Source organism: Allobosea sp. P4_E12, assembly GCF_056401655.1.
The window spans coordinates 60,420-85,864 of record NZ_JBFUIY010000029.1; the positions used below are offsets into that span (position 1 = coordinate 60,420).

The following is a 25,445-nucleotide window of genomic DNA, read 5'->3' on the forward strand; positions in this document are numbered from 1 at the left end:
CGCCGCCCGCAGGCTCGGCACGATCGGGATCAGGCAGCCGTGACGAGGCCGAGCTGCGTCATGGCGGTGAGCCCGTCGTCCAGGCCGATCTCCTCGACGATCTTGCCGTCCACCACCTTCAGGACCGTCGTGCCGGTGAAATGCATCTTGCGGCCGGTGGCGGCGGGAAGGGCCTCATAGCCGACCAGGAAATCGTCGAAGGCCGCCCCCGTATGCGTGCCGCCGCCTTCCCACTGGCCGACGACATAGTCGCCCTCGGCGATCAGGTCGGCGGTGCCCCAGAAGTTGAGGTCCGGAAACGCCGCCCGGAAGTCGGTCATGAAGGCCTTGATGTCGGCGCGGCCGCGGCGAGGCTCGTGCAGCGAATACTTCAGGAGCATATCGGGCGCCGCGATCTCATCGATCACAGCAAGATTGACGTCCTTGCCCCAGAATTCGGTGAACCAACGGCCGACGACGGCCTTGTTGTCATCTGCTTTGCTCATAGGAAAACATCCTTCCATCAGCGTTCTTTCGGCCAGCGATGTCGTTCGTCGACCTGAGCAAAGGGATACGGGGGGCGGATCGGGACAAAACTCCGATTCATGACGTCGAATCCAAACAACGGAATGAGCCTCGTTCGAAGCCTTGCTGGCCGCGGCCATTGCGCGATGAGATCACGCCCCCGAACGGGGCTCGGTACGGCGAGTTGGTCGATCCGCAGTTCGTCTACAAGATCCAGCGCATCGATCATGGCCAAGCCGAGGGGGAGGTGGGTCTTTGCCTCCCGGATCAAGGCGATGTCGCGGTGAGAGTCGCGCAAGCCATGTCCCGCTTCATCGCAAGACCGCATCGGCTGTAGCGAGACTGGCTTGGCAGATCCGAGCGCTTTGACGGCGACCATTCGAGGTTGCAAGGGCGGCGCCGCAGCAATCATAAGGAACGATGTTCAGCTTCTTCGATTCACTTGTTGATTCGACAGCATCGCCTCCGGGCGAGCCCCCCAGCGGACTGCGAACGTTCTATTGGCACTTCGTCCGCCAGGCGAAGGGCCTGTTCGCAGCGCTGTTCGTGGTCGGCTTTGTGCTCGCCGTCCTTGAGGCCGTGGTGCCTTATCTGATCGGGCGCCTCGTCTCGATCCTGTCATCGGTCCCACGCGAGCGCGTTTTCGACGCTGCCGGCCAGCTTCTTCTGGTCATGGCGGCGATCGTGCTCGTCGCCCGGCCGCTGGGCACGATCCTGTTTCGCCTGCTCGTAAACCACTCGATCGCCGTCTCTTTCACGACGCTGGTGCACTGGCAGAATTACTGGCACGTCGTGCGCCAGCCGCTCTCTTTCTTTCATGACGACTTCGCCGGGCGGTTGGCCAGCCGGGTCATGCAGACGGCCCGGCCGCTGCGCGAGAGTATCGTCTCCTTCGTGCGCGCGGTCTGGCAGATCCTGGTTTTCGGCGCGACCGCGATCGGTCTTCTCGGCACGCAGGACATTCGCCTCGCCGCGCCGATGTTGGTCTGGTTTCTGCTCTACGGTGCACTCCTCGCCTACACGTTGCCGAAGGTGCAGGTCCGGTCGCGCGAGACTTCGGAGACGCGCTCCGCCATCGCCGGCAAGGTCGTCGACACGTTCACCAACATCATGACGGTCAAGCTGTTCGGGCGCCGGACCGATGATGACACCTATGTGCGCGACGGCTTCCTGCGCTTCCAGGCTGCTTTCGCCCGCCAGCAACGGCTCAATACCGTCTATGTCTTCTGCCTGGTCTGCCTCAACGCGATCCTGCTGGTGACGACTGGCGGGATCGGCGTCTGGCTTTTCTCCGAGGGCCGGGTCGACGCGGGCACGCTGACGACCGCCCTTCTTCTGACAACCCAGATCATCGCCATGTCGGGTTGGGTGGCGTTCGAAATTGCGGGCATTTTCGAGAATATCGGCATCGTGCAGGAAGGCATGAAGACGATCGCGCAGCCGCTGAGCCAGCTCGACAAGCCTGACGCGCGTCCGCTCGAGGCTCCCCATGGCGAGATCCGTTTCGAGGATCTGCATTTTCACTACATGAAGCCGCACCGCGTGGTGGAGGGGCTATCCTTGACCGTTGGCGCCGGCGAAAAGGTCGGTCTGGTCGGGCGCTCGGGCGCGGGCAAGTCCACGCTCGTCAATCTGCTGCTCCGCTTCTATGAGCCGCAATCGGGCCGAATTCTGATCGACGGCCAGGATATCGCCTGCGTCACCGAGGAGTCGCTGCGCGCACGGCTCGCGCTGGTGGCTCAGGATTCGTCGCTGTTGCATCGCTCGATCGGCGAGAACATCCTTTACGCCCGCCAGGATGCCGATGAGTGGATGATGCGTGACGCGGCCCGGAAGGCGCAGGCGGACGGCTTCATCGAGACGCTGGTGGACGGCAAGGGGCGCCATGGATACGAGGCCTTCGTCGGCGAGCGCGGCGTCAAGCTCTCCGGCGGGCAGCGCCAGCGCATCGCGATCGCGCGGGTGATCCTGAAGGACGCCCCGATTCTCCTGCTTGACGAGGCGACGTCATCGCTCGACTCGCAGGTCGAGGCCGCGATCCAGGATGCGCTCGCGGATCTGATGCGCGGGAAGACCGTCATCGCGATCGCGCATCGCCTCTCGACGCTGCAACTCATGGACCGCCTTGTGGTCATGGATGGCGGGCGCATTGCCGAGCAGGGCTCCCATGCGCAATTGCTCGATCGCGGCGGGCTCTACGCCGACCTCTGGGCGCATCAATCTGGAGGCTTCATCGTGCCGCCACGCCCGCAGGGTTCTCGGACGCCGTAAGGTCGTCGAGCACACTCATTCGGCGGCTCTCGTCATCGAGGCAGCGAGGCCGATTGCGAGCTCAAGGCCGCCGATGATGCGCCCCCGTCGTTCCCACCGCGCTGGAACCGCAGCAGATCGCGAACCCGTCTGCCTCCCCGAAGGCATGGTTCAACCTCATCAATGTCGTGCCGGCATTGGCCGGCCGTGATATCCTGGATTATTCGATCGGACATCGCATCCGATCCGATGATCTCATTTTTTGTGCTTGCATCGGCTCTGCCCCGAAGACCGCAATCCACATTTCGGGCCGATGCTTCAGTGTTGCGCCACCAGTCCATCCTCGGCCTCTCGGGAGAGCACCATGGACGACACGCCCCACGCCGCATCGACCCTTGCGCCTCCCGCGGCAGCGCAGGAGCCTCCCCCGCATGTCACGCTGATCCAGATGGCGACGGCCGCCTGGGTCTCGCGTCTGGTCTACGCAGCCGCGAGGCTGGACCTCGCCGACCACCTGGCCACCGGCCCTCGCAGTGCCGAGGAGCTGGCCGGCCCGCTGCGGCTCCATGCGCCCTCGCTCCATCGCTTCATGCGCTGCCTCGCCAGCCTGGGCCTGCTTGCCGAGCAGGCCGGCCAGCGCTTTGCCCTGACGGCGCTGGGGGAGGCGCTGAAGACGGGCGCGCCCGGTTCGGCGCGGGCCACCATCCTCACCGCCGGCAGCCCCTGGTTCGCGGGGGCCTTCGACGACATCGCCTATTCCTTGCAGACCGGCAGGACCGCGTTCGAGAAGGCGCAGGGCGTGCCGGTCTTCGACTATCTCGGCCAGCATCCGGACGAGGCCTCGCTCTTCAGCGAGACGATGGTCGGCTTCCACGGCCGGGAGCCGCCCGCTGTCGCGGAGGCCTATGACTTTTCGGCCTTCGGCACCGTCGTCGACGTCGGCGGCGCCACCGGCAACCTGATCGCGGCGATCCTGGCGCGGCACGAGGGGCCGCGCGGCATCCTGTTCGACCGGCCCCATGTGGTGGCCGACGCGCCGGCCCTGCTGGCGGAACGGGGCGTGCAGGCGCGCGTGGCGATCGAGCCAGGCAACTTCTTCGAGACGGTCCCCACCGGCGGCGACGCTTATGTGCTGTCCCACGTCATCCACGACTGGAGCGAGGAGCAGTGCCTCACCATCCTGCGCCATGTCCGCAAGGCCATGCAGCCCGACGGACGGCTGCTGCTGGTGGAGATGGTGCTGCCCGCCGGCGACACGCCCCATCCCGGCAAGGTGCTCGACATGGTGATGCTGGTGCTGCCCGGCGGCCAGGAGCGAACGGAGGAGGAATACCGCCAGCTCCTCGCCAAGGCCGGCTTCCGCCTGACGCGGGTGATCCCCACCAGCTCCGACGTGAGCATCGTCGAAGCGGTGCAGGGGGCGTAATCAGGGATGCGCTTGATTGGTGAGCGCCTTTGATCGTCATGGCTTCGGTCCGGCCGGTCCGGAAGACGGTGCGCTTCGAGAACCAGCCGATGGTTACGGCCGGTGTCACCCCACAGCGGCAGCGCGGCACGGAAAGCCTCGTCCGTCCGTAGCGCTTGGCGCTGCATCAGAATTGCGCCAGGTCCGGACGTTGGGGCCTTGCCAGGAAGCTGACGTCCGTGGCGCATCGTCACACCTCGCGGCATCCCAACACGCGCTCGGCCCGTCGGCACGCAGTACGCTTCGTCAAACTCTACGCCAACTGAACCAGGCGGAGGGTGTTCTTGACCTTCGCAGCGAAACTCTCGGGACGCTGTTCATAGACCTGCCGAATCCTGCCCGCGTGGCAGAGCCAAGCTGTGTGGCGCGCGGTCGATCAGGAGGGCTATATTCTGGATGAGATCGTCCAGATTCGGTCTCGAAGAAGAGGACGGCGCCGTTTGCCGCCGTCTCTTCAGGAAACCCCGAATTTCCCGCGTTCAACGTACACCGACCACGCATTGCGTCAGGACATCATGCTAAAAAATGCTCTGCTGAATCAACGCTATGCGGTATTTGTCCTTGCCATGCTCGCTCTTGTCGCCTCGCTTGCCGGGGGGCTTGCCTATAGCGGGTGGCTGCTTGTCCCGGCGGTGGTTGCGGGCGCGCTGGTCCTTCTGGGCGTTCATGATATGCGCCAGCACAAGCATTCGATTCTGCGCAACTATCCAGTGATCGGGCATCTGCGCTTTCTGATGGAAAGCATCCGGCCGGAAATCCGGCAATACATCATCGAAAGCGACCATGACGAAGTTCCGTTCAGCCGGCAGGACCGCGCACTGGTCTACCGGCGCGCCAAGGGCGACGAGGACAAGCTGCCTTTTGGCACCTCTGAGAACGTCTACGGTTCCGGCTATGCGTGGTTGACCCATTCGGCCGCGCCGACGGCCATTGTCGACACCGATTTTCGCGTCCGGATCGGCGGACCTGCCTGCAGGCATCCCTACGAGGCCAGCATCTACAACATCTCGGCCATGAGTTTCGGCTCGCTCTCCGCCAACGCCATTCTGGCGCTCAACAATGGCGCGAGGAAGGGCGGCTTCGCACATGACACCGGCGAAGGCAGCATCAGCCGCTATCATCGGCAAGGCGGCGGGGACCTGATTTACCAAGTGGCGTCGGGCTATTTCGGCTGCCGCAACGAAGATGGCAGCTTCTCTCCCGAACGTTTTGCGGAACTGGCTGCTGATCCGCAGATCAAGATGATCGAAATCAAACTCAGCCAAGGCGCCAAACCGGGTCATGGCGGCATGCTGCCAGCTTCCAAGATCTCACCCGAGATCGCCGAGGCGCGAGGCATTGCGATGGGCGTAGACTGCATATCGCCTGTGGCCCACAGCACCTTTTCCACCCCGACGGGGCTGATGCAATTCGTCGGTGAACTGCGCGAGCTTTCCGGCGGCAAGCCGGTCGGCCTCAAGCTTTGTATCGGCCATCGCCGCGAATTCATGAGTATGGTCAAGGCCATGCTCAACACCGGCATCGTACCCGATTTCATTGTCGTGGACGGCGCGGAGGGTGGCACTGGCGCCGCTCCCGTCGAATTCGCCAACCGCGTCGGCATGCCGATGCTGGAAGGGCTGACCTTCGTCCACAACACGCTGCGGGGCGCCGGCATCCGCGATCAGGTCAGGATCGGGGCGGCTGGCAAGATCGTGTCAGCCTTCGACATCGCCCGCACGCTCGCGCTCGGGGCGGACTGGTGCAACGCGGCGCGCGGCTTCATGTTCGCAATCGGCTGCATCCAGGCCCAGTCTTGCCACACCAATCGCTGCCCAGTCGGTATCGCGACACAGGACCAGCGCCGCCAGAGCGCGATAGATGTCGGCGACAAGAGCGACCGCGTCGCGCGCTTTCATCGCAACACCATGCACGCGCTCGGCGAAATCGCGGGTGCGGCGGGCCTCAGCCATCCCAGCGACTTCATGCCCTATCACTTCATGTTCAGACAGAAGGACAACGAGTTCCTCGATGGCAACGAGGCCTTCCCCTATTTGCCGGAGGGATTTCTGCTGGGCGGAAACGAGTTTCCGGAGCTCGCCGATTGGTACAGCCGCTGGGATCGCGCCAGTTCCGACAGTTTTGCTCCGCCGGAGATTCCACATGGTCCGTTCCAAACGCGTCGGACCGCGAGGGCGATGGTGGGCGTCGCATAATCGCCACGACGTGCCGCTTGTGCGACCAGGGGATGACCAGCGACAAATGCTGCCAGACGCGACGTCTCGGACCCCGGCTGGTGGTCATTCCGTGCGGGGTCGGTCCGGACGCTGGGGGAGGCGCTGAAGACGGGCGCGCCCGGTTCGGCGCGGGCCACCATCCTTACCGCCGGCAGCCCCTGGTTCGCGGGGGCCTTCGACGACATCGCCTATTCCTTGCAGAGCGGCAGGACGGTGTTCGAGAAGGCGCGGGGCGTGCCGGTCTTCGACTATCTCGGCCGGCATCCGGACGAGGCCTGGCTGTTCAGCGAGACGATGATCGGCTTCCACGGCCGGGAGCCGCCTGCTGTCGCGGAGGCCTATGACTTTTCTTCGCGCCCGCTATGGTGATCACCGGCCTATCGGCCCGTTCCAGCAACTCGCAAGCGCAGCGCATCCTCAGCGTCGTCAGCCATTCATGCGGGCTCATGCCGGTCGCCAGTGAGAACGAGGTGCAGAGATGGAAGCGGCTGAGCTGGACCAGTCCGGCTCGTTCGTCGAGGCCACGCGCGTCATCCTCGGCCTCGCCGCGCCACAGCAAAGCGGCGTAGCGTGGATGATCCCGGGAAACGGTCCCCTTTTGGACGCCGATCACCAGGATTGGCGGAGACTCATTGCAGCCCGATTTTCTCCCCTGGGCCTACCCTGCCGCCCCAAGCCTCAAGCCGTAGCCGGAGCACGACGCTTACAAACCTGCGGGCGAATGGCTGTAAACTCGCCCTTAACCTCGATCGGTCAATTCGCTGGACTAGTAGTGAATTAGCGCAGGCTGCACCTGCTGCGGCGCAGGGAAGCAGATCTATGCGGCTGATCGTCGGCACAATCATCGTCCTAGTCTGCGTCTTCGGCGGCTATGCGGCGATGGGCGGCAAACTCCTCGTCCTTTGGCAGCCGTTCGAATTTGTTATCATCCTCGGTGCAGCGGTCGGTGCCTTCATCATCGGCAACACCGCGCCGGTGCTCAAGGCCGTGCCCGCCATGTTCGGCACGCTCATGAAGGGCTCCAAGTACAAGCCGGAAGCCTATGTCGAACTGCTGGCGATGCAGTATTCCTTGTACAAGCTTGCGAAGCAGAAGGGCCTGCTCGCGGTCGAGCAGCACATTGAAGATCCGAGCGAGTCGACGCTGTTCAACGCCTTCCCGACTTTTGCAGCGAACCATCATGCGGTCGAGTTCGTCTGCGACTACATGCGCATGTTGACGATGGGTGCCGACAACGTCCACGAGATGGACGCTCTCATGGACGAGGAACTGGAAACGCACCACCAGGAGCAGGAGCGCATCGTTGCGGCCATGCAGTCGATCGCCGACGGGACACCAGCGCTCGGCATCGTCGCCGCCGTTCTCGGCGTGATCAAGACGATGGGGTCGATCACCGAGCCGCCGGAGGTGCTGGGACATCTGATCGGCGGCGCGCTCGTAGGCACCTTCTTCGGCGTCTTCGTCGCCTACGGCTTCTTCGGGCCCATGGCGCAGTCGCTCAGGAGCATCTTCGAGGCGGAATCCAAGTACTACCTTTCACTCAAGGCGGGCCTCCTCGCCCATATCAGCGGCCAGCCGCCGGTGATGGCGGTAGAATTTGCTCGCAAGGCTCTGATGAGCGACGTCCGCCCGACCTTTAGCGAAGTGGAAGCGGCAACCGCCGATCTGCCCGCCAACATCTGACCCAATCTCCAGTAGGGACTCGATGGCCAAGCCCGCCCAGCCGATTATCATCAAGAAGGTCAAGAAGGCCGCTCATGCGCACCATGGCGGGGCCTGGAAGATCGCCTATGCGGACTTCGTGACCGCCATGATGGCGTTCTTTCTGCTGATGTGGCTGATCAGCATGACGACGCAGGAGCAGAAGATCGGCCTGGCGGAATACTTCACGCCGGGGGCTGTGAGTGCGAGCACCAGTGGCGCTGGCGGCGTCCTGATGGGTACCGCCCTGGACAAGTCGGGCAACAGGTCGTCGGCGCCCCGCGACGCGGCGAGGGGCATCACGGAGCAGGAGGACGGAGCGCGCCGGACCAGCTCGGGCCGCGCCAGCGACCGCGAAGTCAGCCGCCCGGCCGCCGGCGCGCAGGCCCAGCACAGCGCCGTAGCCAGCCTCCGGCAGGCGCTCCAGAACATGCCCGAAATAGCCGAGCTGTCGCGCAACATCGTGATCGAGCCGACCAAGGAGGGCTTGAACGTTTCCCTCGCGGACGAGCTCGGCCGGTCCATGTTCCCCGAGGGCTCGGTCGACCCCCACGAGCGCACCCGTCGCGTGCTGGTGGCGCTCGCGCCCACCCTGCGCGGACTGCCCAACCAACTGTCTGTCACGGGCCACACGGCCGCCGCGCGCCCGGGCTCGGTGCGGGCCGTCGATTCCTGGAGCCTCTCCGCCGGGCGCGCGCTCGCCGTGCGCGGGATCCTGTCGGGTGCCGGGCTCCCCAACGACCGCTTCGCTTCCGTGGTGGGACGCGCCGACACCGAGCCGGTCTTCCCCGACAATCCCTACATCGCGCCGAACCAACGGGTGACGATCACGCTGCTCAGTGCGGAGCCGCCGCTGCCCCCGAACGTCTTTCGCTGACGACAAGGCGCCTCGGCCGCCTGAGAGTCCGGTTGAGATTGAGCTCAGTCGCTGACACGCCGTAAGAGGCTGACAATTGCGACGTGGATTGGCTCACAACCGAGACGCCCTTGGCTGACGTTGTGGACGTCAGCAAAGGGCCACCTTTGCCTATTGCCGAGCGCGCCAGCCAGACTGCCCGAAAGTAGACTCCCTGGATGCCGGCAAAGGGCCGGCCCAGGCCTGCCCACCGACCTGCCAGCCCGACCCCGACCGAAGTCGCAGGCGCCTGGTCCATTTGCGGCATTGCGCTGACGAGGACGCGTCGCTTCAGGCACTGTCCGAAGCTCGGGGAGAGGCTCGGCCATCTCCGAGCCCCAATCTTAAGGATAAAATTAACGAGTTGTTTACTCTTTCCCGAGGCGTGCGACGCTCGTCAGGGTCGATTCAAAGTCCGGGCTCACATGCTTCATCTTCTCCGCGTCCTCACCCTCGCGCTCATGCTGGGCACGCCGGTGCTCGCATCGGCGGCCCCCGACCATCGACCGGCCGAGATCTCGTTTGCCGAGACGCTGAAGCTCGCCGAGGCTGGTCAGCTGAAGAGCGTCCGGCTCCTCGATGATCGCCAGGCGCGGGTAACGACGATGGATGGGCGCTCGGCCGTCATTCGGACGCCGGTGTCTCAGGCCTGGGCGATAGATCTGGCAAAGAGCGGCACGGACGTGGAATTCGGCAGTCCCGAGGTCAGTGCGCTCAGCCTGTCATTGGGAATTTTCGGGCTGGTGGCGCAAGTCCTGGTGCTGGCCCTGATCGTCGGAATGGCCGTCTGGTTGCTCCGCACTGTCCGCAGCAAGTCGAAGATCGGTGAGTTCATCAAACCTGGCGACCCAAAATCGTTCACCCGGTTCGATCACGTCGCGGGAGCTGACGAGGGCAAGCAGGCTCTCCGGGACATCGTGGCTTATCTGAAGGACCCGTCGAAGTTCGAAGCCGTTGGTGCTCGGGCAAGGAGCGGGGTTCTGCTCGAAGGTGATCCAGGCAACGGCAAGACTCTCCTGGCCAAGGCGGTGGCGGGCGAGGCCGGCGTTCCCTTTCTTTCGGTCTCCGGCTCTGCTTTCCAGGAGATGTTTGCCGGTGTCGGCGCCGCTCGCGTGCGATCGATCTTCAAACAGCTGCGCAAACGCGCTCCCTGCATTCTCTTCATCGACGAGATCGACTCGGTGGGAAAGCGGCGCTCCGATGGCTCGAGCTCGGTGGAAAACGATTCCGCCAACACGCTCAACGAGCTGCTGACGCAGCTTGACGGGCTCGGGTCCTCCGCGGGCATCGTCATCATTGGCGCGACCAACCGCATTGATGTTCTCGACCCGGCGCTGGTGAGGGCCGGGCGCTTTGATCTGCACATCACTGTGCCGGCACCCGACCAGATGGCCCGTGAGCGGATCCTTTTGGTTTCGGCGCGCGACGTCGAGATCGCCGCAGACGTCGATTTCGCGACGGTCGCACGCGGAACACCCGGTTTCTCGGGAGCCGATCTGGCGACCCTGGTGAATGAGGCTGCATTGCGTGCCGGCAAGCGCGGCGACCATCAGGTCAGGATGGCGGATTTCGAGGACGCGCGTGACGCCAAACTGCTCGGCGGCGACCAGCGCCACGGCCTGATGATCGATCCGGGCGAGATGGAAACGATCATCGTGCATGAAGCAGGGCACGCATTGGCCAACGTCCTGCAGCCGGAATGCGACCCGATCCACAAAGGCACCGTGGCTCCCCGCGGACGCTCGCTTGGGCATATCGCCATGCTGCCGCTGAAGGACCGTGTGCTGCTCCGCAAGTCGAAGCTGAAGGCCGAACTGATCGTCACGATGGCGGGCCGGGCTGCCGAGGAAATCAAGTTTGGCGATGACGCCATCACGAGCGGGGCTGCCGCGGACATCCACGAGGCGACCAAGATAGCCCGTGATATGATCACCCGCTTTGGCATGGGCTCGACGATGGCCAGCCGTGTCGACGGCGGCAGCGCGTTTTCGGCCCGACCGATCTCGGAGAATTCAAAGCAGCGCGTCGATGACGAAGTCGAAGAACTGCTGCGCGAATGCTACGCGGCGGCTCTCACGCTGCTGCGCGCCCATGAGCCTGCCCTGGATGCACTCTCCGCGCGTTTCCGGGAGCAGGACACGCTCTCCGGCGACGAGATCAGACAGATCGTCAAAGACACCATCGAGATGGCCAGTTTGAGCACAAGCCAGGCTGCCTGAAGCATCGGCCCGAAAAGTGGATTGCGGTTTTCGGGGCAAAGCATGCAATCACAGATGATCCAGCATGGTCGTCGCGCCGCGCGCCCTGATTGCGCGCGGCCCGGGAAATCCCGTTCGTCCCGACTGCCGACTGCCGACTGCCGGTTGCCCTGGTGGCGAACACCCAATCTTTGCCGTCCGGCCAGGATCGGACAGCGGATACTCAGGTCCGTCACAGGTCGACGACGACGTCGCCCAGAGGCTGGGAACAGCAGATCAGCACATTGACGCCGGCTGGTGGATCGATCGGCTCGGGCCGGTAGGCGACTTTTCCAGCCACGAGCCCGGTTTCACAGGAGTGGCAGACCCCCGTGCGGCAAGACCACCGCGTGGGGATGTCGCAGGCTTCGGCAAGCTCGAGGAGGCTCTGAAACGCCGGCCCCCAAGGCACGCTCAAGCCACTCCGGGCGAACGAAACCATCGGCCCCGCGGCGGAAGGCCCAGGAGGCAGGTGCGGAGGCTGGTGCGGCGGCCGCCGCGGCGAGGCGGCGATCCCCGGGGTATTCGACGGACCTGCGCCGAACAGCTCAGTATGGATACGGTCTTCAGCGATGGCCCAGGTCGCAAGGCCTGCGGTCAGGTCGCTCATGAAGGCCGCTGGCCCGCAGATGAAGAAGTCGGCATTGCGCGGGACGTCCAGATCCCGAAGCACCCCCATGTCCAAACGTCCATAAGCATCGAAATCCGCGCCCGGCCGGTCCTCGGGATCGGGTGCGCTGTAGCGTATGTGGCGGTGGCCGTGGGCCAGGGCTTCGAGCAGGGTTCGGGTCTCCTGAGCAAAAGGGTGCTCACGGCCGCGGCGGGCCCCGTGCAGCCACCAGACGTCCCGCGGCGATGCTTCGGCCGCCAATGCGTGGAGCATCGACAGGACAGGAGTCGCCCCCACCCCTGCACTCAGGAGGACGACGGGGCTATTGTCCAACCGAAGAGTGAAGTTGCCTCGCGGCGCGCTCACGTCCAGCACGTCGCCAATCTGCACCGCTTCGTCGATATAGGTGCCCGCCACGCCGTGCGGTTCCCGCTTTACGCTGACGCGATAGCAGCGGTCGCTGGGTTCACCCGACAAGGAGTAGCTGCGCATCAGCGCCGGCGCGATCGGGGCCGGCCTCAGGCGCAGCACGACAAACTGACCGGGAAGGGCAGCCGTGAGGGGCTGTTCATCCACGGGCTCGAGCGCCAGCGAGATGACGCCGTCGCTCTCGCGAATCTTGCGCGACACCCGCATCGGGCGGAAACCCGCCCATGCCGGAGGCGGCCCTGACACCGGAGCGAGCCCGGCATTTCCCGTCGTCGCACTGCTGCTCTGCTCTTGCGCGAGCAGCGCCTGGAAGGATCGGCGCCAGCCTGCGCTCAGGGCGGGGATGCGTAGCGCGCGCTCGATCTGGCTGCTGGGGTGACCGGGCCTATAGAGCAGCGCATCGATCTCGGCGACGGTGATCCGCTCGGCGCCGATTGCGACCTGGACGATCTCATCGCCCGCTTCGACCTGGCCTTCCTCCAGAACACGCAGATAGAAACCGGGCCTGCCACGCGCCACCAGCAGCGCGGCCATTTGCGGCTCGTTCATGCGAAGACCGACCCGGTAGCAAGTGACGCGCGGCTGCGTCACTTCGAACAGGGCGCTGCCGATCCTGTAACGGTCGCCAATGCAGACCTCACCGTCCGGCAAGCCATCGACCGTGAAATTTTCTCCGAACTGTCCATAGGAGAAGTCGTCGCGGCCCAGCTCACCTTGCCAGAAGCGATAGGAGTCCAATTGATAGACCAAGACGGCCCGGTGCTCGCCGCCGTGCCCGGCAAGGTCTCCTTGCCCATCCCCATCGATGTTGAGCCGGCGTACCGCGCACGGGCCCTGAACCGGACTTTTCCAGACGGCGGTGCGGACGGTCTTGCCCCGCCACGGAATGTCGCGTGGCAGGCCCACATTGAGCGAAAGCAAGCGAGCCATCACTGAGCCGCCGCCCCGGTGGAAGCCGCGATCGATACGCCTCCGGAGAGCAGGCCGACTACGGACATTGGTAGACGATCTGGCCGTAGGAGTTCACGACCTGCTGGCAGCCTGGGGCGTAATAATACGCCCCAGCCGCCGCGGCTCCGGCGGCCCCGTAGGCGGCGCTCCTGCGGGTGGTCCGGCGGGCCACGCCGGCATAGCTCATCGGCGTCAACGGTCGCCCGACCCTCGCCTCCGCCTGACTGGTGAACGCGCCCGATGGAACGGAGATGTCTCCGCTCCAGAGCAGGGCAGCGCCGCCGGCCAGCACTGCGAGCGCGGCGCGGGACATGAATTTCAAGGCTGACTTGTTCATTTCTGACCTCCGGGAACGACGCCGGCTGGAATTTCGTCAATGTCTTTGAGCAAGGTGATCGCAACGCCGCTGGCGCCTTCCGGCGGCTTGAAAGCGAACGCATCCGGTGCCGGGCTGACGCCGGTCTTCCAATCCCTGAGCCGCAGCGTGTACTGGGGCGCGGCACCAACGGCCTTGCTCGTGATGACGTATTTGCACGGCAGCGGCCGGTCACCGACCTCGACCCAGAGCTGCCAGTCGGTGTCCAGATTGCGGAAGGCGAGATGTTCGCATTCGACGCCCCCGACGATGCCGCGGCCGAGATGCTTGGCCTCCAGCACCCCGGCCATCAGCGCGTCGTAGGGCTTCGACAGAAGAAGGTCCGCCCCTGGAATTTCGAGCAGGGTTTCGTTTCGGAGCTTGTCGACCACGGTGTCGAAGGAACCGACGGCGGGAACCTGTGCGAACCGGTTGCCGCCGCGGTCAAAGACCGTCACGTTTGAACCGTCTGAGATCAGTTCGACATCGGCATAGCCGCCGGTCCGGCTGATGCGAAATTTGTTCGGGCGGCTCATGGTGACCTCACCCGAGGCGCTGAACTGGATCTTCTCAACGGCAGGCGTCACCACCTCGACGTCGGCATCGAACTTCACGGACAGGTTCTCCTGGCGGCTGAGATAGTCCGCCATCCCCTTCACGATGCTCCGGGCGTCGTCCTCCGCCGAGGCGACAGGCGCCGCAACACCTGTCACGGCCATCGCGGCGAGAAGGCCGAGCGCGGACCTCAAAAGCGCGGCGCGCGGATGCAAACGGATCCTTCGGTTCATTGCGTGATCCTCCCTGGCTTTCCTCGGGAGCGAACCAGCGGAGACCAGGCCTGCTTCGTCCCATTGGATCAACAGCCCCGCAGGGGAACTTTAATCCTTCGCGAACACCATGAACACCGGGCTTGACCGATGACAGTCTCCTCGGCGTTCAGGCTGCTGTCGCCGACGAGCTTCCGGCTCGAAGGTCAGGCCCGTTGCTCCAGGGCTCCTCGCGCGTGAATTCGAAATGGCATCGGCCTGAATGGCGCGAGTTGCCGGGCGGCTGCCATGCGAGCACAACGACCGAGAGGGGCGGGGAGCTGACATTCGCCGGACCACGTCGGCCGTTCGCGCGGCGACGTGCTGCGCCATCGCGTGCGCACCCGATAAGGTCTGGAACCACAACGCCTGTTGGCCGGCCTGGCGCAACCGGCGTCGCGCACAGGCCGAGGCCGCTGGCGGCCTGCGGGATCTGCTTAGGCACATCAGCGCGATCGTCACGACGCTCGGCAGCGTATGCTTGTCTTCGGATCACTGTCATCCAGAATGCCAATGCGATTGCTGACGGAGAGACAAATGTACAAACACATTCTCATCGCAACAGACGGCTCCGAACTTGCTCGCAAGGGACTTGAACATGGCCTGGCCCTCGCCAAGCCGCTCGGGGCGAAAGTCACCGTTCTGACCGTGTCGGAGCCCCTGAGCCCGGACATGGCACGCGCAGCCCGACTTAGCGGCGTCGGTGATCCCATCGGGGGCTACGACCACCAGATTGATGCGCTGATGAAGGAACGATTTGCGTCCATCGAACAACACGCGTCCAAACACGGCGTTACGGTGGATCTGGAGCACGAGATTGATGATTCGCCTGCCGAGGCAATCGTCCGATCGGCCAAGCTCAATGGCTGTGATCTTATCGTCATGTCCTCTCATGGCCGCCGTGGTGTGCAGAAGGTCTTGCTCGGCAGTCAGACATCAGAGGTTCTGGCGAGGACGACAATCCCTGTTCTGGTGATCCGGTAGTCGCTGATCTCTTCCGGCTTGTGACGCTTCTTCGGCATGGCGGTCCTCCTGTCTGACTCAAGACATCCGTGGACCAATTCCGCGGGGGTGGAGCACGCGACGCGTGGCACGATCTGTCCGGTGCGGGGCTCCGAGCCAGTCCTCGCGGCACCGTCGTCCCGCGGAGGAGGGAGCGTCCCCTGCGATGACGCCCGCATCTCGTCGCGGAAGCTTCGCTGGCTATGTCAGCCGCGGCATTCCTCGAGGTCGAGATCGAGTTTGCTGCCCTGCAGGAACGCCTCCGGCCAGGCCGAGGTTCACACTGTCCCCTTCCAAGAGCCAACACCGGTGGGATGGCCACATGAGTTTATGGTCGCTGCCCGTGTACGGCTGCCTCGGGTTGCCGAAGCGGACGTGACGCAAAAACCCGCCGGATCGCTCCGGCGGGTTTGCTGTCAGGCTCCGAGCGCGATCGCTCGTCCCAATCGACAGGGCAGGGCGTCAGATCCGGCGGACGTTCCAGAACAGCGGGGAGGACGCCGTCAGGATGTCCTGGGGTGCCCGTTCACCGATCCACGAGCGAAAGGACGACTTCGACCTCCTCGTCGAACATTCCGCCGGTGGGAGAAAAGCCGAGCTTTTCATAGAATGCCTGCGGGCTGCCCGGCCCAAGGCCAAAGCTCGTGTAAAGTTCTCTGATACCCCGCGATCGGAGGCGCGCAGCGATCTTGGAGATTGCCTGCTTTCCAAAGCCGCGGTTCTGAAAAGGCCTGGCGATCATGAAACGCCACAAGTAAGGGCCAGGGCAGTCGATCCCATCGTCCCAATCCGATCCTTCGTGCACCATGACGAAACCGATCAAGACATCACCCGCATAAACTCCACGGAACCAAGCCGATTCCGAACAGAATCCTTCTGCAATCGACGACCCGTTGTCCGCGACAAAATCTCTCTGTTCTTCGGGCAGGGTCTCGCTCAGTTCACAAATTTCAGAGACATTTGCAGACGTGACCCGTCGAAACGTCACCTCCGCATCACTTGGTGGGATTGTCATATTCGAATTTCCTACACTGTCGATAGTAATCGTAGTAATTTCGGCTCGCTATCAAATGTCTAAATCGAAATCAAGAGAATATGATCACGAACTACGTCCTATTTTTGGCTCCTTTGGTGTTTTTGTATTAACGCCCTCTAGGGAAGGTTGAGTTGTTAAACTGTCTCTTCGAGGCACTGTTTCGCGCGTGCGGCATTGGGCTTGGTGAATGGCAGATCGCGATTGAGCCCGAAGATATCCGGCGTCACCAGCTGTCCGACGGGTTTGCCGAAGCCTTCCATGGCGATCTCGGCGCGCCCGATTGGTGACGGAGGAACCGGGCCAGTTCGTGTGAAAAATGCTCCAGCCGCCGCGCTCAACCGGTTCCCTGGAGGTGCGGCGCTGGACGACGGTGTCCAAGTCCATGGTCTGCACCTCGACATCCGCGCCGAGCGGCCGGATCCTGAATGCGCAGCTCGACTTGCGGTCCGTCGATCATTGGGCAACCATGCCAACGCGACGCCCTCAGAGACCGGAACATGCCCCCGGACAGGCCCTTCCTGGTCAGACACGCGGACCTGATCTTCGCGCTCAAGACCTTCGGCGCCGCCATACTCGCCTTCGTCATCGCGCTGTGGATCGATCTCCCGCGCCCATCCTGGGCCATGGCCACCGTCTACATCACCTCGCAGCCCCTCGCCGGAGGGACGAGCGCGAAGGCGATCTACCGCCTGCTCGGGACTGTGATCGGCGCTGTCGCCGCCATGGCCATGGTTCCGAGCCTCGTCAACGTACCGGAACTGCTGTGTCTGGCGATCGCGCTATGGGTCGGCCTGTGCCTTTGCCTCGCGCTGCTGGACGGGACGGCACGCAGTTACGCTTTCCTTCTGTCGGGCTATACGGCTGCGATCATCGCCTTTCCGTCCGTCTCGGATCCCGGCAGCATCTTCGACACCGCGATCGCGCGCGTTCAGGAAATCTCGCTGGGCATCATCTGCGCTGCGGTCATATCCGGGACGGTATTCCCGCAGAGCAGCGGCACGGTCATCTCCGAGCGGCTCGATTACTGGCTCGCGACCGCGGCCAAGCTGTCGCGGGAGGCCCTCGCCGGCAGCGGGGTCGGCCAGGAGCAGCATTTGCAGCGGCTCCTGAGGGAAGCAGTCGAGATCGAAGCCATGGAGAGCCACCTCGATCATGACCGGCTGACCGACATCGAGGCCGCGCGTGGATTGCGCATTCTCCGGCGGCACATGCTGATGCTCGTGCCGATCCTTGCCTCGATCAACGACCGGATCGCGGCACTCGGTCCCCGGTTGCGCGACGATGAACCCGATCTCGCCCGGCTCTTCGAGCGCCTGTCTGCATGGATCGCCGACGACGGCTCCGTCACGCAACCGACGCTCGAACTGTCGTTGGAGATCGAGGCCCGTCGCCTTGGGCTCTCCACCGACTCGAGCTGGGACCAGGTCCTGATCGTCAGTCTGCTGATCCGCCTGCTGGAACTCGCCGATCTCTTGCAGGACTGCCGCTTGCTCCGCTCCGCGATCGACGAAGGCCGGGATCCCTCCCGTGTCACCCTTCGGTTCGATCCGGAGGCAGGGGCCGAGGTCGCCCGGCATCGCGATCCCATGCTCGCCATCTGGTCGGCAGCCGCCACGGCCATAGCAATCCTGCTTTGCTGCGCATTCTGGATCGGCACCGGTTGGCACGATGGCGCCTCCGCCCCGATGATGGCTGCGGTGGCATGCTCGATCTTCGCCTCCCGGGACGACCCGGCGATCGGCATGCGCAGTTTCGGGGGATGGGCGGTCGTCGCCATCATCGTCGCCGGAATTTACCTGTTCGCGTTGCTCCCGCGGATCTCGGACATTGAGGTGGTCGTCGTGGCCCTGGCGCCGACGCTCGTCTTGTTCGGTTATCTGATCGCGCGGCCCTCGACGACGGCGATAGGCACCGCGCTCGCCGTCAACTTCGCGACGATGCTGGCGCTGCAATCCACCTATCAGGCGGACTTCGCGGCGTTCGTCAATTCGGCGATCGCCTTCGTGTTGGGCATATCCGCCGCCATTGCGGTGATGCGGACGTTGCGCTCGATCCGCACGGAATGGATCGTGGCTCGCCTCCTGCGGAAGGGCTGGGTCGCGCTCGCCCTGGCGGCGGAACATCGCGGTAAGCGCGACCGGGCCAATTTCGTCGGCGCCATGCTCGCCCGCCTCGACCAGCTCGTGCAGCGGCTCGCCGCCATTCCTGAAATCGAGCGACGCGACGTCGAGAACCTCGGCCAATTGCGGGTCGGTCTCAACATCATCGACCTGCGCCGCGCGCGTCATCAGCTCTCGGAGAACACCGTCCGGGCGATCGACGGCTTGCTCGACAGGCTGGCCGCCACGTTCCGCGCCTATCCGGGAGGGGCGATGCCCGAGAGCCTGCTCGCCGATATCGACACCACATTGACCGCAGTCGTCGACGATCCCGGTGCCGGGGCCAAGGAAGACGCCCTGATCGGGCTTGTCGGCATCAGGCGCGGATTGTTCCCGCAAGCACCGCCCTATATGCCTCAGTCCCCGGTGATCGCGATGCAACTCGCATGAGAACGGACCTCGACATCTTCGGCGTCTATGTTCCCTCGCTGCTGCTGGGGTTCGTGATCGCGTATGTCCTGTCGGCGCTGCTCTCGCGGTTGTTCCGCCGGATCGGCCTCTATCAACACGTCTGGCATCGGGCGTTGTTCGATCTGGCCGTCTTCGCCTGCCTCCTTGGCATGGTCGTCTTTCTCTCTTCGGGGATTCTGGCGTGAAAGACCTGCTTGCGTCATACGGCCGCTACGCGATCACGGGCATCGCCGTACTCGCTGCCATCGTGGTCGGACACTGGCTCTGGGGCTACTACATGGACGCCCCCTGGACGCGGGATGGTCGTGTCCGAGCCGATATCGTGGTGGTGGCGCCCGACGTATCGGGTTTCGTGACCGAGGTTCTCGTCCGCGACAACCAGCCGGTCAAACGCGGCGACCCGCTGTTTCGGATCGACCGCGCGCGGTTCGAGCTGGCGCGGCAACAGGCCGAAGCCGTTGTCGCCGGCCGGAAGGCGTCGCTGGAACAGGCGAACCTCGACTTCGACCGCTATCACACGTTGAGCGCCGACGCTGTGTCCCGGCAGCGGCAGGAGGAGGTGCGGGCGACACAGCTCGTGGCCAAGGCGGCCCATGAACAGGCCGTGGCCGATCTCGGTGTCGCCCAGCTCAATCTCGACCGCAGCGAGGTACGCGCCTCCGTCAACGGCGTCATCACCAATATGGACCTGCGTCCGGGCAGTTTCGTCAGCACCGGCAAGGGCGTCATGGCGCTGGTCGATACCGATACGTTGCGCGTAGAGGGCTATTTCGAGGAGACGAGGCTCTCGCGCATCCATGTCGGCGATCCGGCTTCGATCCTCCTGATGGGCGACGGCACCCGCCTGACCGGTCGCGTCGAAAGCATCGCGGCCGGCATCTACGATCGCGACCGCGGGGCGGGCAGCAATCTGCTCGCCGACGTCAATCCGACCTTCAACTGGGTGCGGCTGGCGCAGCGCGTGCCGGTGCGCATTGCACTCGACGAAGTCCCACCCGGCACGCTTCTCGTGTCGGGCCGAACCGCCACGGTCGAAATCCGCTCCGCGAGGTAGCTACCGTTTGATGCGGCATCGACGGGCAAGGACCGCGATGCTTCGGATGGTGCTCGTCTCACTGCCGCTGAGGCGGAGATGGGCGCCTATGTCTCGGCGGCGGCGCACCCGGCCGACGTGGCGTGGGTGGCCCTTGCATGAATTCCGCGGCCATCCCGTCGAGACCCTGCGCGGTCCTCGGCAGTAGAGAAAAGCCGCATCGTGCTGGAAGGCGTGCGCGGCGATCGGAGCATCGCCGAGCACTGTCGGCGCGAGACATGCTCTGCGAGCGAACCCGAGGTTCGTCTCGCCGCGTGTTGGTCCGCCAATGTGATCAAGCGCATTTAAGCCAGAAGCGGGAAGGGCGATAACTCTCGGTATCGGATTATCGGAAGGACCAGACCGATGGCCTTCAGGACCGCGTTCGCGCATCAGGACAACACGCGAGACGTCAGTGTCTCGATCATGTCTCTCATCCCTGCCTTTGTTGCCGTCGGCTCGCTTGTCGGTGACATGTCTCTCATGGCTCCGGGCATGCTTCACATGTTGCCGAGTGGTTGCTTGGCCTCATTCTGCGGTATTTCTACTTCTCTGTTCCTTGCGTCTCGTGACATGGATTTAGATTGTATCTCGAGGTGTTTTAGTTTCGAGGTCGGTTATTTTATGAAGCCAATCCGAAGACTGCGGACCATCTGTTCGACTGGAGTTTTTTGCGCTCGGAACGTTGGGGTCCATCGGGATGAGCCTGGGCATCAGCTCCTGAGGTTTCAGCTTCGCCCCGGTGGCGGCGACAACCCGCGCGCTTTACCGGCCGTCATTGTCATGGTTTCCCGCACCCAGAAATGAGGCGAAATCCGATGCTGCTGCGTGGAATCGCCGTTTTCACATCCTTTCCCCTAGCTCTGGCGGCTGCCGAATTCGGATCAACCGAAAACGGCTCCAAGTGGGTCCCTCGGCTTGGCGACGTGGTTCCTCGTTCGATCCGGGTCGTGGGCCTCGACGGCGAGGCTCGATCCTTGCCTTTTGGCATGGTGATCGTCGATGGGCGAATTGTCGTACTGGTGAAGGCAGGCACGAGGGAGATTGTCGACATCACATCGGATGAGCCAGTCGGTGCGCCTCCGCTCCCAAGGAACCCTTCAGCGCCGCTCCGGCCACGCGGCGAGCGGTTTCAATAGGACACGGGCCTCGGCGCACATTCCCAGGAACATGATCGCCGCTAGCCGCGGGGGGCAACTTTCCGTGTGTGCGGGGCAAGACAGCCAAGTGCGAGCGTGCGCCGATAGCGGGCGGGAAGCACCGCAGCGGCGATTTCGTTCGGTCAGTCGGTTTTCACTCGAAACCTCTGGCGAAAAACCCCGTAGACACCAGTTTGGGAGAGCCCTGGCGCTACGGGGTCTCCTGCACCCGGCAGTGTCACCCAGGGGAGGGGTGCCGGGGAGCCTTGGATTAGTGCCGGCCTATCCGCTACCCCCACCTCCTGCCGCCGAAGATTGTCATGGCAAGGTCGTGCAATGCCGCATGGTGCTGACGATAGGCAGCCTGGTCAAGCGCTGCGCTGGACATCGTCCAGCAGCTTTTGCCCGGAGATGGAGACGCTGACGGCGCAATGGCTGGCCAGCACCGACGAGGCCCAGGCGCACGGTGCCCCAGTCCATCGTCTGCACGTCGACATTCAGGCCGAGCCGCTCGGCGCCATGAGCGGGCTCTGGCTTCCGGCCCGAAAGCAGAGCTGAAGCCAGCGACGGTGACACGTCCGAAACGACCCATTCCCGGCGTTTGGAGCGTCCGCTCTTGGGTCGGTCGACTCGCGAGAGGCCAAGCTCGCGGACTTGGCGCGGAAGTTTTACCCAATCAGGTTTCGTGGCGGCGAGGCTGCCTCCGATGACAAGGACGGGTTGAGCTCGGGCTTTCACGGCTCGGATGAGTTCTCAGCCGGATTTCGGGTCAAGTGAAAACAGCCCTGAAATGCAAAATGCCCGCCGTGAGGCGGGCATTCGCTCTTCGACCGAAGCTCAAGGGGAGGGAATCATGAGCCCCGGGAGAAACTACCTGGAACGCGCTGCGCCCGGTGACGCGGCGGTTCTATTCAGTGACTTCAGGCCGCAGCGTGCGAGCGGGCGATGAAGGGGATCTCCGAGCGTGACAGCCCAAGATCGTCGAGCTCACGGTTGGTCAGACGCGACAGCTCGCGAACCGTCTCGCGATAGCGCAGGAAGGCGCGGATTTTGGCGGCAATCATGGTGACGAACATGGTGAAATTCCTCTAGCGGATATTCCGGACCGGGGCGGTGCCCACAGCGACAATTTCGTTGTGCACTGCACATAAGCTCATCGGCCCGCCGCAATTAGGGGCTTTACTTCAGCTCCGATATGCATCCAGTGCATGCATCATTTGTTAATCAGTAATTTTCTGGTCTCATCATGCGTTGAGCGCAGTCATCGTTTCAAATGGAACCGATATTCTGCCTAGAAAATGGGCTGCGCGGCGGCAGGGTCACCGAGAGGTGTCGCATCCGGACGCCGGGCCACATGGTCGTCCGGATAGTCGTCGATCGTCGCGCGCTGGCGGGCGAGGGGCCGTATCACCGGCGTCAGCTCCAGGATGAACAGGCTGAGGTTTGGGCTCGGCCGAATCAGACGCCCCGCCTACCGCCCCTTCCCCTCGGCCCCTTCACCTCCGGCGTCTTTGCCCTGTTCTCTAGATCGAGCTTGCGCCAGCGTGCCAGACGCTCAGGGTCGATCACGCCCTTGGAGACTGCCTCCTGAACCGCGCAGCCGGGCTCGTGCTCATGGGTGCAGTCGCGGAAGCGGCAGAGCGGGCTTAGTTCCGTGATCTCGGCGAACAGCGTTTCGAGACCAGACGCCGCATCGCTGACATGGAGCGTGCGCATGCCCGGCGTATCAATCACCCAGCCGCCGCAGGCAATCGCATGCAGCGAGCGCGACGTCGTGGTGTGGCGCCCCTTGGCGTCGTGGTCGCGGATGTCGCCCGTCTGCTGCGGTTCGCCATCGATGGTGCCGGCAAGCGCGTTCACAAGAGTCGATTTGCCGACGCCGGACGAACCGACCAGCGCGAGGGTGCGGCCTTCGCCACACCAGGACGCGAACGCAGCCGCCGCGTGAGAGCTGCGCGGATTGACGGTTGCAACAGCCAGCCCGCGCTGCAGGGCGGCGGCGTGGTCGAGATAGGGCTGCACGTCCGGCACGAGATCGGCCTTGGTCAGCAGGATGACGGGTTCGGCTCCGCTCTCATTGGCCAGCGCAAGATAGCGCTCCAGGCGCGCGACGTTGAAATCAGCATTGCAGGAGGTGACGATGAACAGTGTGTCGATGTTGGCCCCGGCAAGCTGCGGCGTCATGCTGCCCTCGGTGCGCCGCGCCAACACCGTCGCGCGCTCCAGCCGGCGCCGTAGCAGATGTGTGCCGGGCTCCACCAGAACCCAGTCACCCACCGTGAAGTCGCCTGTATTGGTATGGACCGGCAGCTTGAGCCTGATCGGCCCATCGGGCGTGATTGCGCTCATGCGGGTGCGGTGCACCGAGCCGATGCGCGCAGGCCGGAGGCAGGCGTCATCTGGTCCGCATTGATCTGCAAAGAAATCCGTCCAGCCCAGCGCCGCAAGGGACAGTGGTGCGGAGGTAGTGTCGCCTTGTGTCACAGTATCGCCCCACCGCTCGGCGTCCTCGTCATGGGCGACGATAGAGCGGGGTTCAGCCCGGCTTGCAAGCGCCGCAAGGAAAGCAGGCAGCCGCGCTGCGCCATTGGACTTGTATGGGGTTTTCCTTGTCAAGGCCGCAGCCCCCCTATTGGCTTTGAGACGCGGTTCGTTTTCACGTACGGGTGGACGTCAACAGCTTCGCCGCTCCGAGCGGCGAAGGCCGTAGGTGAGTGCAGGCGCTCACATCCAAACGATCCGAGGGGAACTCGCCATTTTGGCGCGGTTCGGCGCCACAAACTTGTATTCGGTCGATCCTGGAGGATCGCGACCATGATGCAGTCATGCGCATCGACGGCGAAGTTCCGAGGCGGCGGGCCCATTCTAAGCCGCGGCGCAAAGGCCAAGTCCACTATCGGGTTACCACCACCTCGGCTCGTTATCCGCAGTCAGYCCGAAGGTGACCGCGGTTYTCCGGTCCCGTTACGGACCAGAGAACTCATGCAGCGCGCAGCGCCATACCTTCKGGCACRACACCACTTGTCGCGAGCCGCCAGAGCGCGATGAGCAACTTGCGCGCCAAGGCCACGACCATTGTCTTGCGTGTGCCACCGCGAGCGTCGGCCGTGCGTTTCCTGTACCAAGCGGCCAACGGACTATTCTGCTGGTGCACCAGGTGGCCCCACGCCAGCTGGATCATCGCTCGACGCACGCGAGCATTGCCTCCCTTGGCAAGCCCTCGCTCACGGCGTTTCTGACCGCTTTCGTCAGGAGCGCCGGTCAGTCCGGCATAGCGCGCCACCGCCTTGCGATCYCKGAGTGGGCGCAAGAACACCTCCTGTACCAGCATATCGGCGCTTTCTACGCCRATGCCGACAACCTGTATCARCTGCCGCACCATGGTGCCGCGGTCCGTGTCGCTCGTCTGTTCGAGATGAGTCACGCGGACAGTTTCAATCTCCTTGATCTGCTGTTTGAGGCTCTCCAGGCGAGCGAATGCCCGCTTCATCTCTGCCATTGTGTTGACCGGTACTGCGGTGCCTTCCGGAGTTCGCAGGGTTTCGAGCCGATCCGCCACCCGCCTGAGAGTGACCTTGAACCCGCGAATGCCGAGACGCGCGAGATTGCTCTTGATCCGGTTCACGATGCGCGTGCACTCGCTTACGAGGGCTTCCCGTTCGCGGCTCGGTCGGCGAGCATCTTCATCMTCCTGCGACGGGATTGCCGCCATGCTGCAGTGGTTCGGCTCGCCGCGCAGCCATCCGAGGAAGGCGCGCTTGAGCAACTCAGTGTCCAGCCGATCCGTCTTGGCGCGGTGATGCTCGCGAGAAACGGGGACGCTGGAGGCATGGATGACATAAGCCTCGACATTGTGGGCTCGCAACCATCGGGCGAGCCAGAAGCCRTCGCGCCCGGCCTCAAAGGCTACGACGATCCGCTGGATCGGGCGCCCGTTTCGTTCGGCCTCCACTCGCCAGCGATGCAGCAATTGCAGCAGGCCGTGCTGATCGACGGGCAGCTTCTTCAATGGCTGGCGCTCCACGCCTGGGACGAGGCCGGCGACCAACCAACTCGCCTGGCCCATCTCGATCACGGCGACCAGGGTCGCGCCTTGATCAAGTGAAATCGAACATCTGCTCGCATCGATGCTGTGTGCCATAAAGGTGCTCCATCGCTGATTGCGGCAACGATGGTACCGGCCTCGTTGCGCCGCCCATAGCTTCTA

At 64.0% G+C, this 25,445-nt stretch carries 22 protein-coding genes; 12 read left to right on the forward strand and 10 right to left on the reverse strand.

All coding sequences use genetic code 11. The features are described 5' to 3' along the window. Positions 1-29: 29 nt before the first annotated feature. Complete coding sequence (locus tag AC1DW9_RS27910; RefSeq protein ID WP_441507172.1) at positions 30-485, reverse strand: ester cyclase; 456 nt, start codon at positions 483-485, stop codon at positions 30-32. Positions 486-502: 17 nt separating this feature from the next. Next, complete coding sequence (locus AC1DW9_RS27915) at positions 503-883, reverse strand: hypothetical protein (protein WP_476776431.1); 381 nt, start codon at positions 881-883, stop codon at positions 503-505. A 41-nt stretch (positions 884-924) separates the two neighbouring features. On the opposite strand from AC1DW9_RS27915, the gene AC1DW9_RS27920 reads away from it, so the two are divergent. The 7 genes from AC1DW9_RS27920 (at position 925) to AC1DW9_RS27950 (ending at position 11,250) form a co-directional block, all read left to right on the forward strand. Beyond that, positions 925-2,775 carry an ABC transporter ATP-binding protein gene (locus tag AC1DW9_RS27920; RefSeq protein ID WP_476776432.1) on the forward strand — a complete coding sequence of 617 codons (1,851 nt, stop codon included), beginning with the start codon at positions 925-927 and terminating at the stop codon, positions 2,773-2,775. A gap of 343 nt (positions 2,776-3,118) precedes the next feature. Next, complete coding sequence (locus AC1DW9_RS27925; RefSeq protein ID WP_476776433.1) at positions 3,119-4,180, forward strand: methyltransferase; 1,062 nt, start codon at positions 3,119-3,121, stop codon at positions 4,178-4,180. Between the two features lie 554 nt (positions 4,181-4,734). Then, the gene (locus tag AC1DW9_RS27930; RefSeq protein ID WP_476776465.1) at positions 4,735-6,414 is read left to right on the forward strand and encodes an FMN-binding glutamate synthase family protein; all 1,680 of its coding nucleotides are present in this window, start codon (positions 4,735-4,737) and stop codon (positions 6,412-6,414) included. 216 nt (positions 6,415-6,630) lie between these two features. Further along, positions 6,631-6,804 (forward strand): hypothetical protein, encoded by a 174-nt coding sequence (locus tag AC1DW9_RS27935; protein ID WP_476776469.1) that lies wholly within the window; start codon positions 6,631-6,633, stop codon positions 6,802-6,804. Between the two features lie 249 nt (positions 6,805-7,053). Beyond that, complete coding sequence (gene motA / locus AC1DW9_RS27940; RefSeq protein ID WP_476776434.1) at positions 7,054-8,118, forward strand: flagellar motor stator protein MotA; 1,065 nt, start codon at positions 7,054-7,056, stop codon at positions 8,116-8,118. Between the two features lie 22 nt (positions 8,119-8,140). After that, complete coding sequence (locus AC1DW9_RS27945; protein WP_441493794.1) at positions 8,141-9,013, forward strand: flagellar motor protein MotB; 873 nt, start codon at positions 8,141-8,143, stop codon at positions 9,011-9,013. A gap of 197 nt (positions 9,014-9,210) precedes the next feature. Beyond that, positions 9,211-11,250 carry an ATP-dependent metallopeptidase FtsH/Yme1/Tma family protein gene (locus AC1DW9_RS27950; protein ID WP_476776435.1) on the forward strand — a complete coding sequence of 680 codons (2,040 nt, stop codon included), beginning with the start codon at positions 9,211-9,213 and terminating at the stop codon, positions 11,248-11,250. Between the two features lie 211 nt (positions 11,251-11,461). Here the strand turns inward: AC1DW9_RS27950 and AC1DW9_RS27955 are convergent, their stop codons facing one another. The 3 genes from AC1DW9_RS27955 to AC1DW9_RS27965 are packed head-to-tail and all read right to left on the reverse strand — an operon-like array spanning position 11,462 to position 14,401. Continuing rightward, positions 11,462-13,237: an MOSC domain-containing protein gene (locus AC1DW9_RS27955; RefSeq protein WP_476776436.1), complete on the reverse strand. Its 1,776-nt coding sequence runs from the start codon at positions 13,235-13,237 to the stop codon at positions 11,462-11,464. A gap of 58 nt (positions 13,238-13,295) precedes the next feature. Beyond that, positions 13,296-13,595: a hypothetical protein gene (locus AC1DW9_RS27960; RefSeq protein WP_476770896.1), complete on the reverse strand. Its 300-nt coding sequence runs from the start codon at positions 13,593-13,595 to the stop codon at positions 13,296-13,298. Beyond that, positions 13,592-14,401 carry a DUF2092 domain-containing protein gene (locus tag AC1DW9_RS27965; protein ID WP_441493798.1) on the reverse strand — a complete coding sequence of 270 codons (810 nt, stop codon included), beginning with the start codon at positions 14,399-14,401 and terminating at the stop codon, positions 13,592-13,594. Before AC1DW9_RS27965 ends, AC1DW9_RS27960 begins: the two co-directional genes overlap by 4 nt. 555 nt (positions 14,402-14,956) lie before the next feature. On the opposite strand from AC1DW9_RS27965, the gene AC1DW9_RS27970 reads away from it, so the two are divergent. Next, complete coding sequence (locus AC1DW9_RS27970) at positions 14,957-15,403, forward strand: universal stress protein (protein ID WP_441493799.1); 447 nt, start codon at positions 14,957-14,959, stop codon at positions 15,401-15,403. 544 nt (positions 15,404-15,947) lie between these two features. Here AC1DW9_RS27970 and AC1DW9_RS27975 read toward each other — a convergent pair. Next, positions 15,948-16,436, reverse strand: a complete 489-nt coding sequence (locus AC1DW9_RS27975; RefSeq protein ID WP_476776437.1) for a GNAT family N-acetyltransferase — start codon at positions 16,434-16,436, stop codon at positions 15,948-15,950. A 155-nt stretch (positions 16,437-16,591) separates the two neighbouring features. Then, complete coding sequence (locus AC1DW9_RS27980) at positions 16,592-16,717, reverse strand: hypothetical protein (protein ID WP_476776438.1); 126 nt, start codon at positions 16,715-16,717, stop codon at positions 16,592-16,594. Positions 16,718-16,954: 237 nt separating this feature from the next. On the opposite strand from AC1DW9_RS27980, the gene AC1DW9_RS27985 reads away from it, so the two are divergent. The 4 genes from AC1DW9_RS27985 to AC1DW9_RS28000 all read left to right on the forward strand — a co-directional run bounded on the left by AC1DW9_RS27985 (position 16,955) and on the right by AC1DW9_RS28000 (position 21,796). After that, a complete protein-coding gene (locus tag AC1DW9_RS27985; protein WP_441493802.1) occupies positions 16,955-19,006 on the forward strand; it encodes an FUSC family protein in 2,052 nt (683 codons plus the stop codon). Further along, positions 19,003-19,212 (forward strand): DUF1656 domain-containing protein, encoded by a 210-nt coding sequence (locus AC1DW9_RS27990; protein ID WP_441493803.1) that lies wholly within the window; start codon positions 19,003-19,005, stop codon positions 19,210-19,212. Before AC1DW9_RS27985 ends, AC1DW9_RS27990 begins: the two co-directional genes overlap by 4 nt. Then, positions 19,209-20,081: an efflux RND transporter periplasmic adaptor subunit gene (locus tag AC1DW9_RS27995; RefSeq protein ID WP_441493804.1), complete on the forward strand. Its 873-nt coding sequence runs from the start codon at positions 19,209-19,211 to the stop codon at positions 20,079-20,081. Before AC1DW9_RS27990 ends, AC1DW9_RS27995 begins: the two co-directional genes overlap by 4 nt. Positions 20,082-21,649: 1,568 nt before the next feature. Beyond that, a complete protein-coding gene (locus AC1DW9_RS28000; RefSeq protein ID WP_441493805.1) occupies positions 21,650-21,796 on the forward strand; it encodes a hypothetical protein in 147 nt (48 codons plus the stop codon). Positions 21,797-22,158: 362 nt separating this feature from the next. On the opposite strand, the gene AC1DW9_RS28005 is transcribed toward AC1DW9_RS28000, so the two are convergent. The 3 genes from AC1DW9_RS28005 to AC1DW9_RS28015 all read right to left on the reverse strand — a co-directional run bounded on the left by AC1DW9_RS28005 (position 22,159) and on the right by AC1DW9_RS28015 (position 25,379). After that, positions 22,159-22,314: a DUF1127 domain-containing protein gene (locus AC1DW9_RS28005; protein WP_441493807.1), complete on the reverse strand. Its 156-nt coding sequence runs from the start codon at positions 22,312-22,314 to the stop codon at positions 22,159-22,161. A 382-nt stretch (positions 22,315-22,696) separates the two neighbouring features. After that, on the reverse strand, positions 22,697-23,722 hold the full coding sequence (gene rsgA / locus AC1DW9_RS28010; RefSeq protein WP_476776466.1) for a ribosome small subunit-dependent GTPase A: 1,026 nt from the start codon (positions 23,720-23,722) through the stop codon (positions 22,697-22,699). Positions 23,723-24,218: 496 nt separating this feature from the next. Then, the gene (locus AC1DW9_RS28015) at positions 24,219-25,379 is read right to left on the reverse strand and encodes an IS110 family RNA-guided transposase (RefSeq protein ID WP_476855243.1); all 1,161 of its coding nucleotides are present in this window, start codon (positions 25,377-25,379) and stop codon (positions 24,219-24,221) included. Between the last annotated feature and the right edge of the window lie 66 nt (positions 25,380-25,445).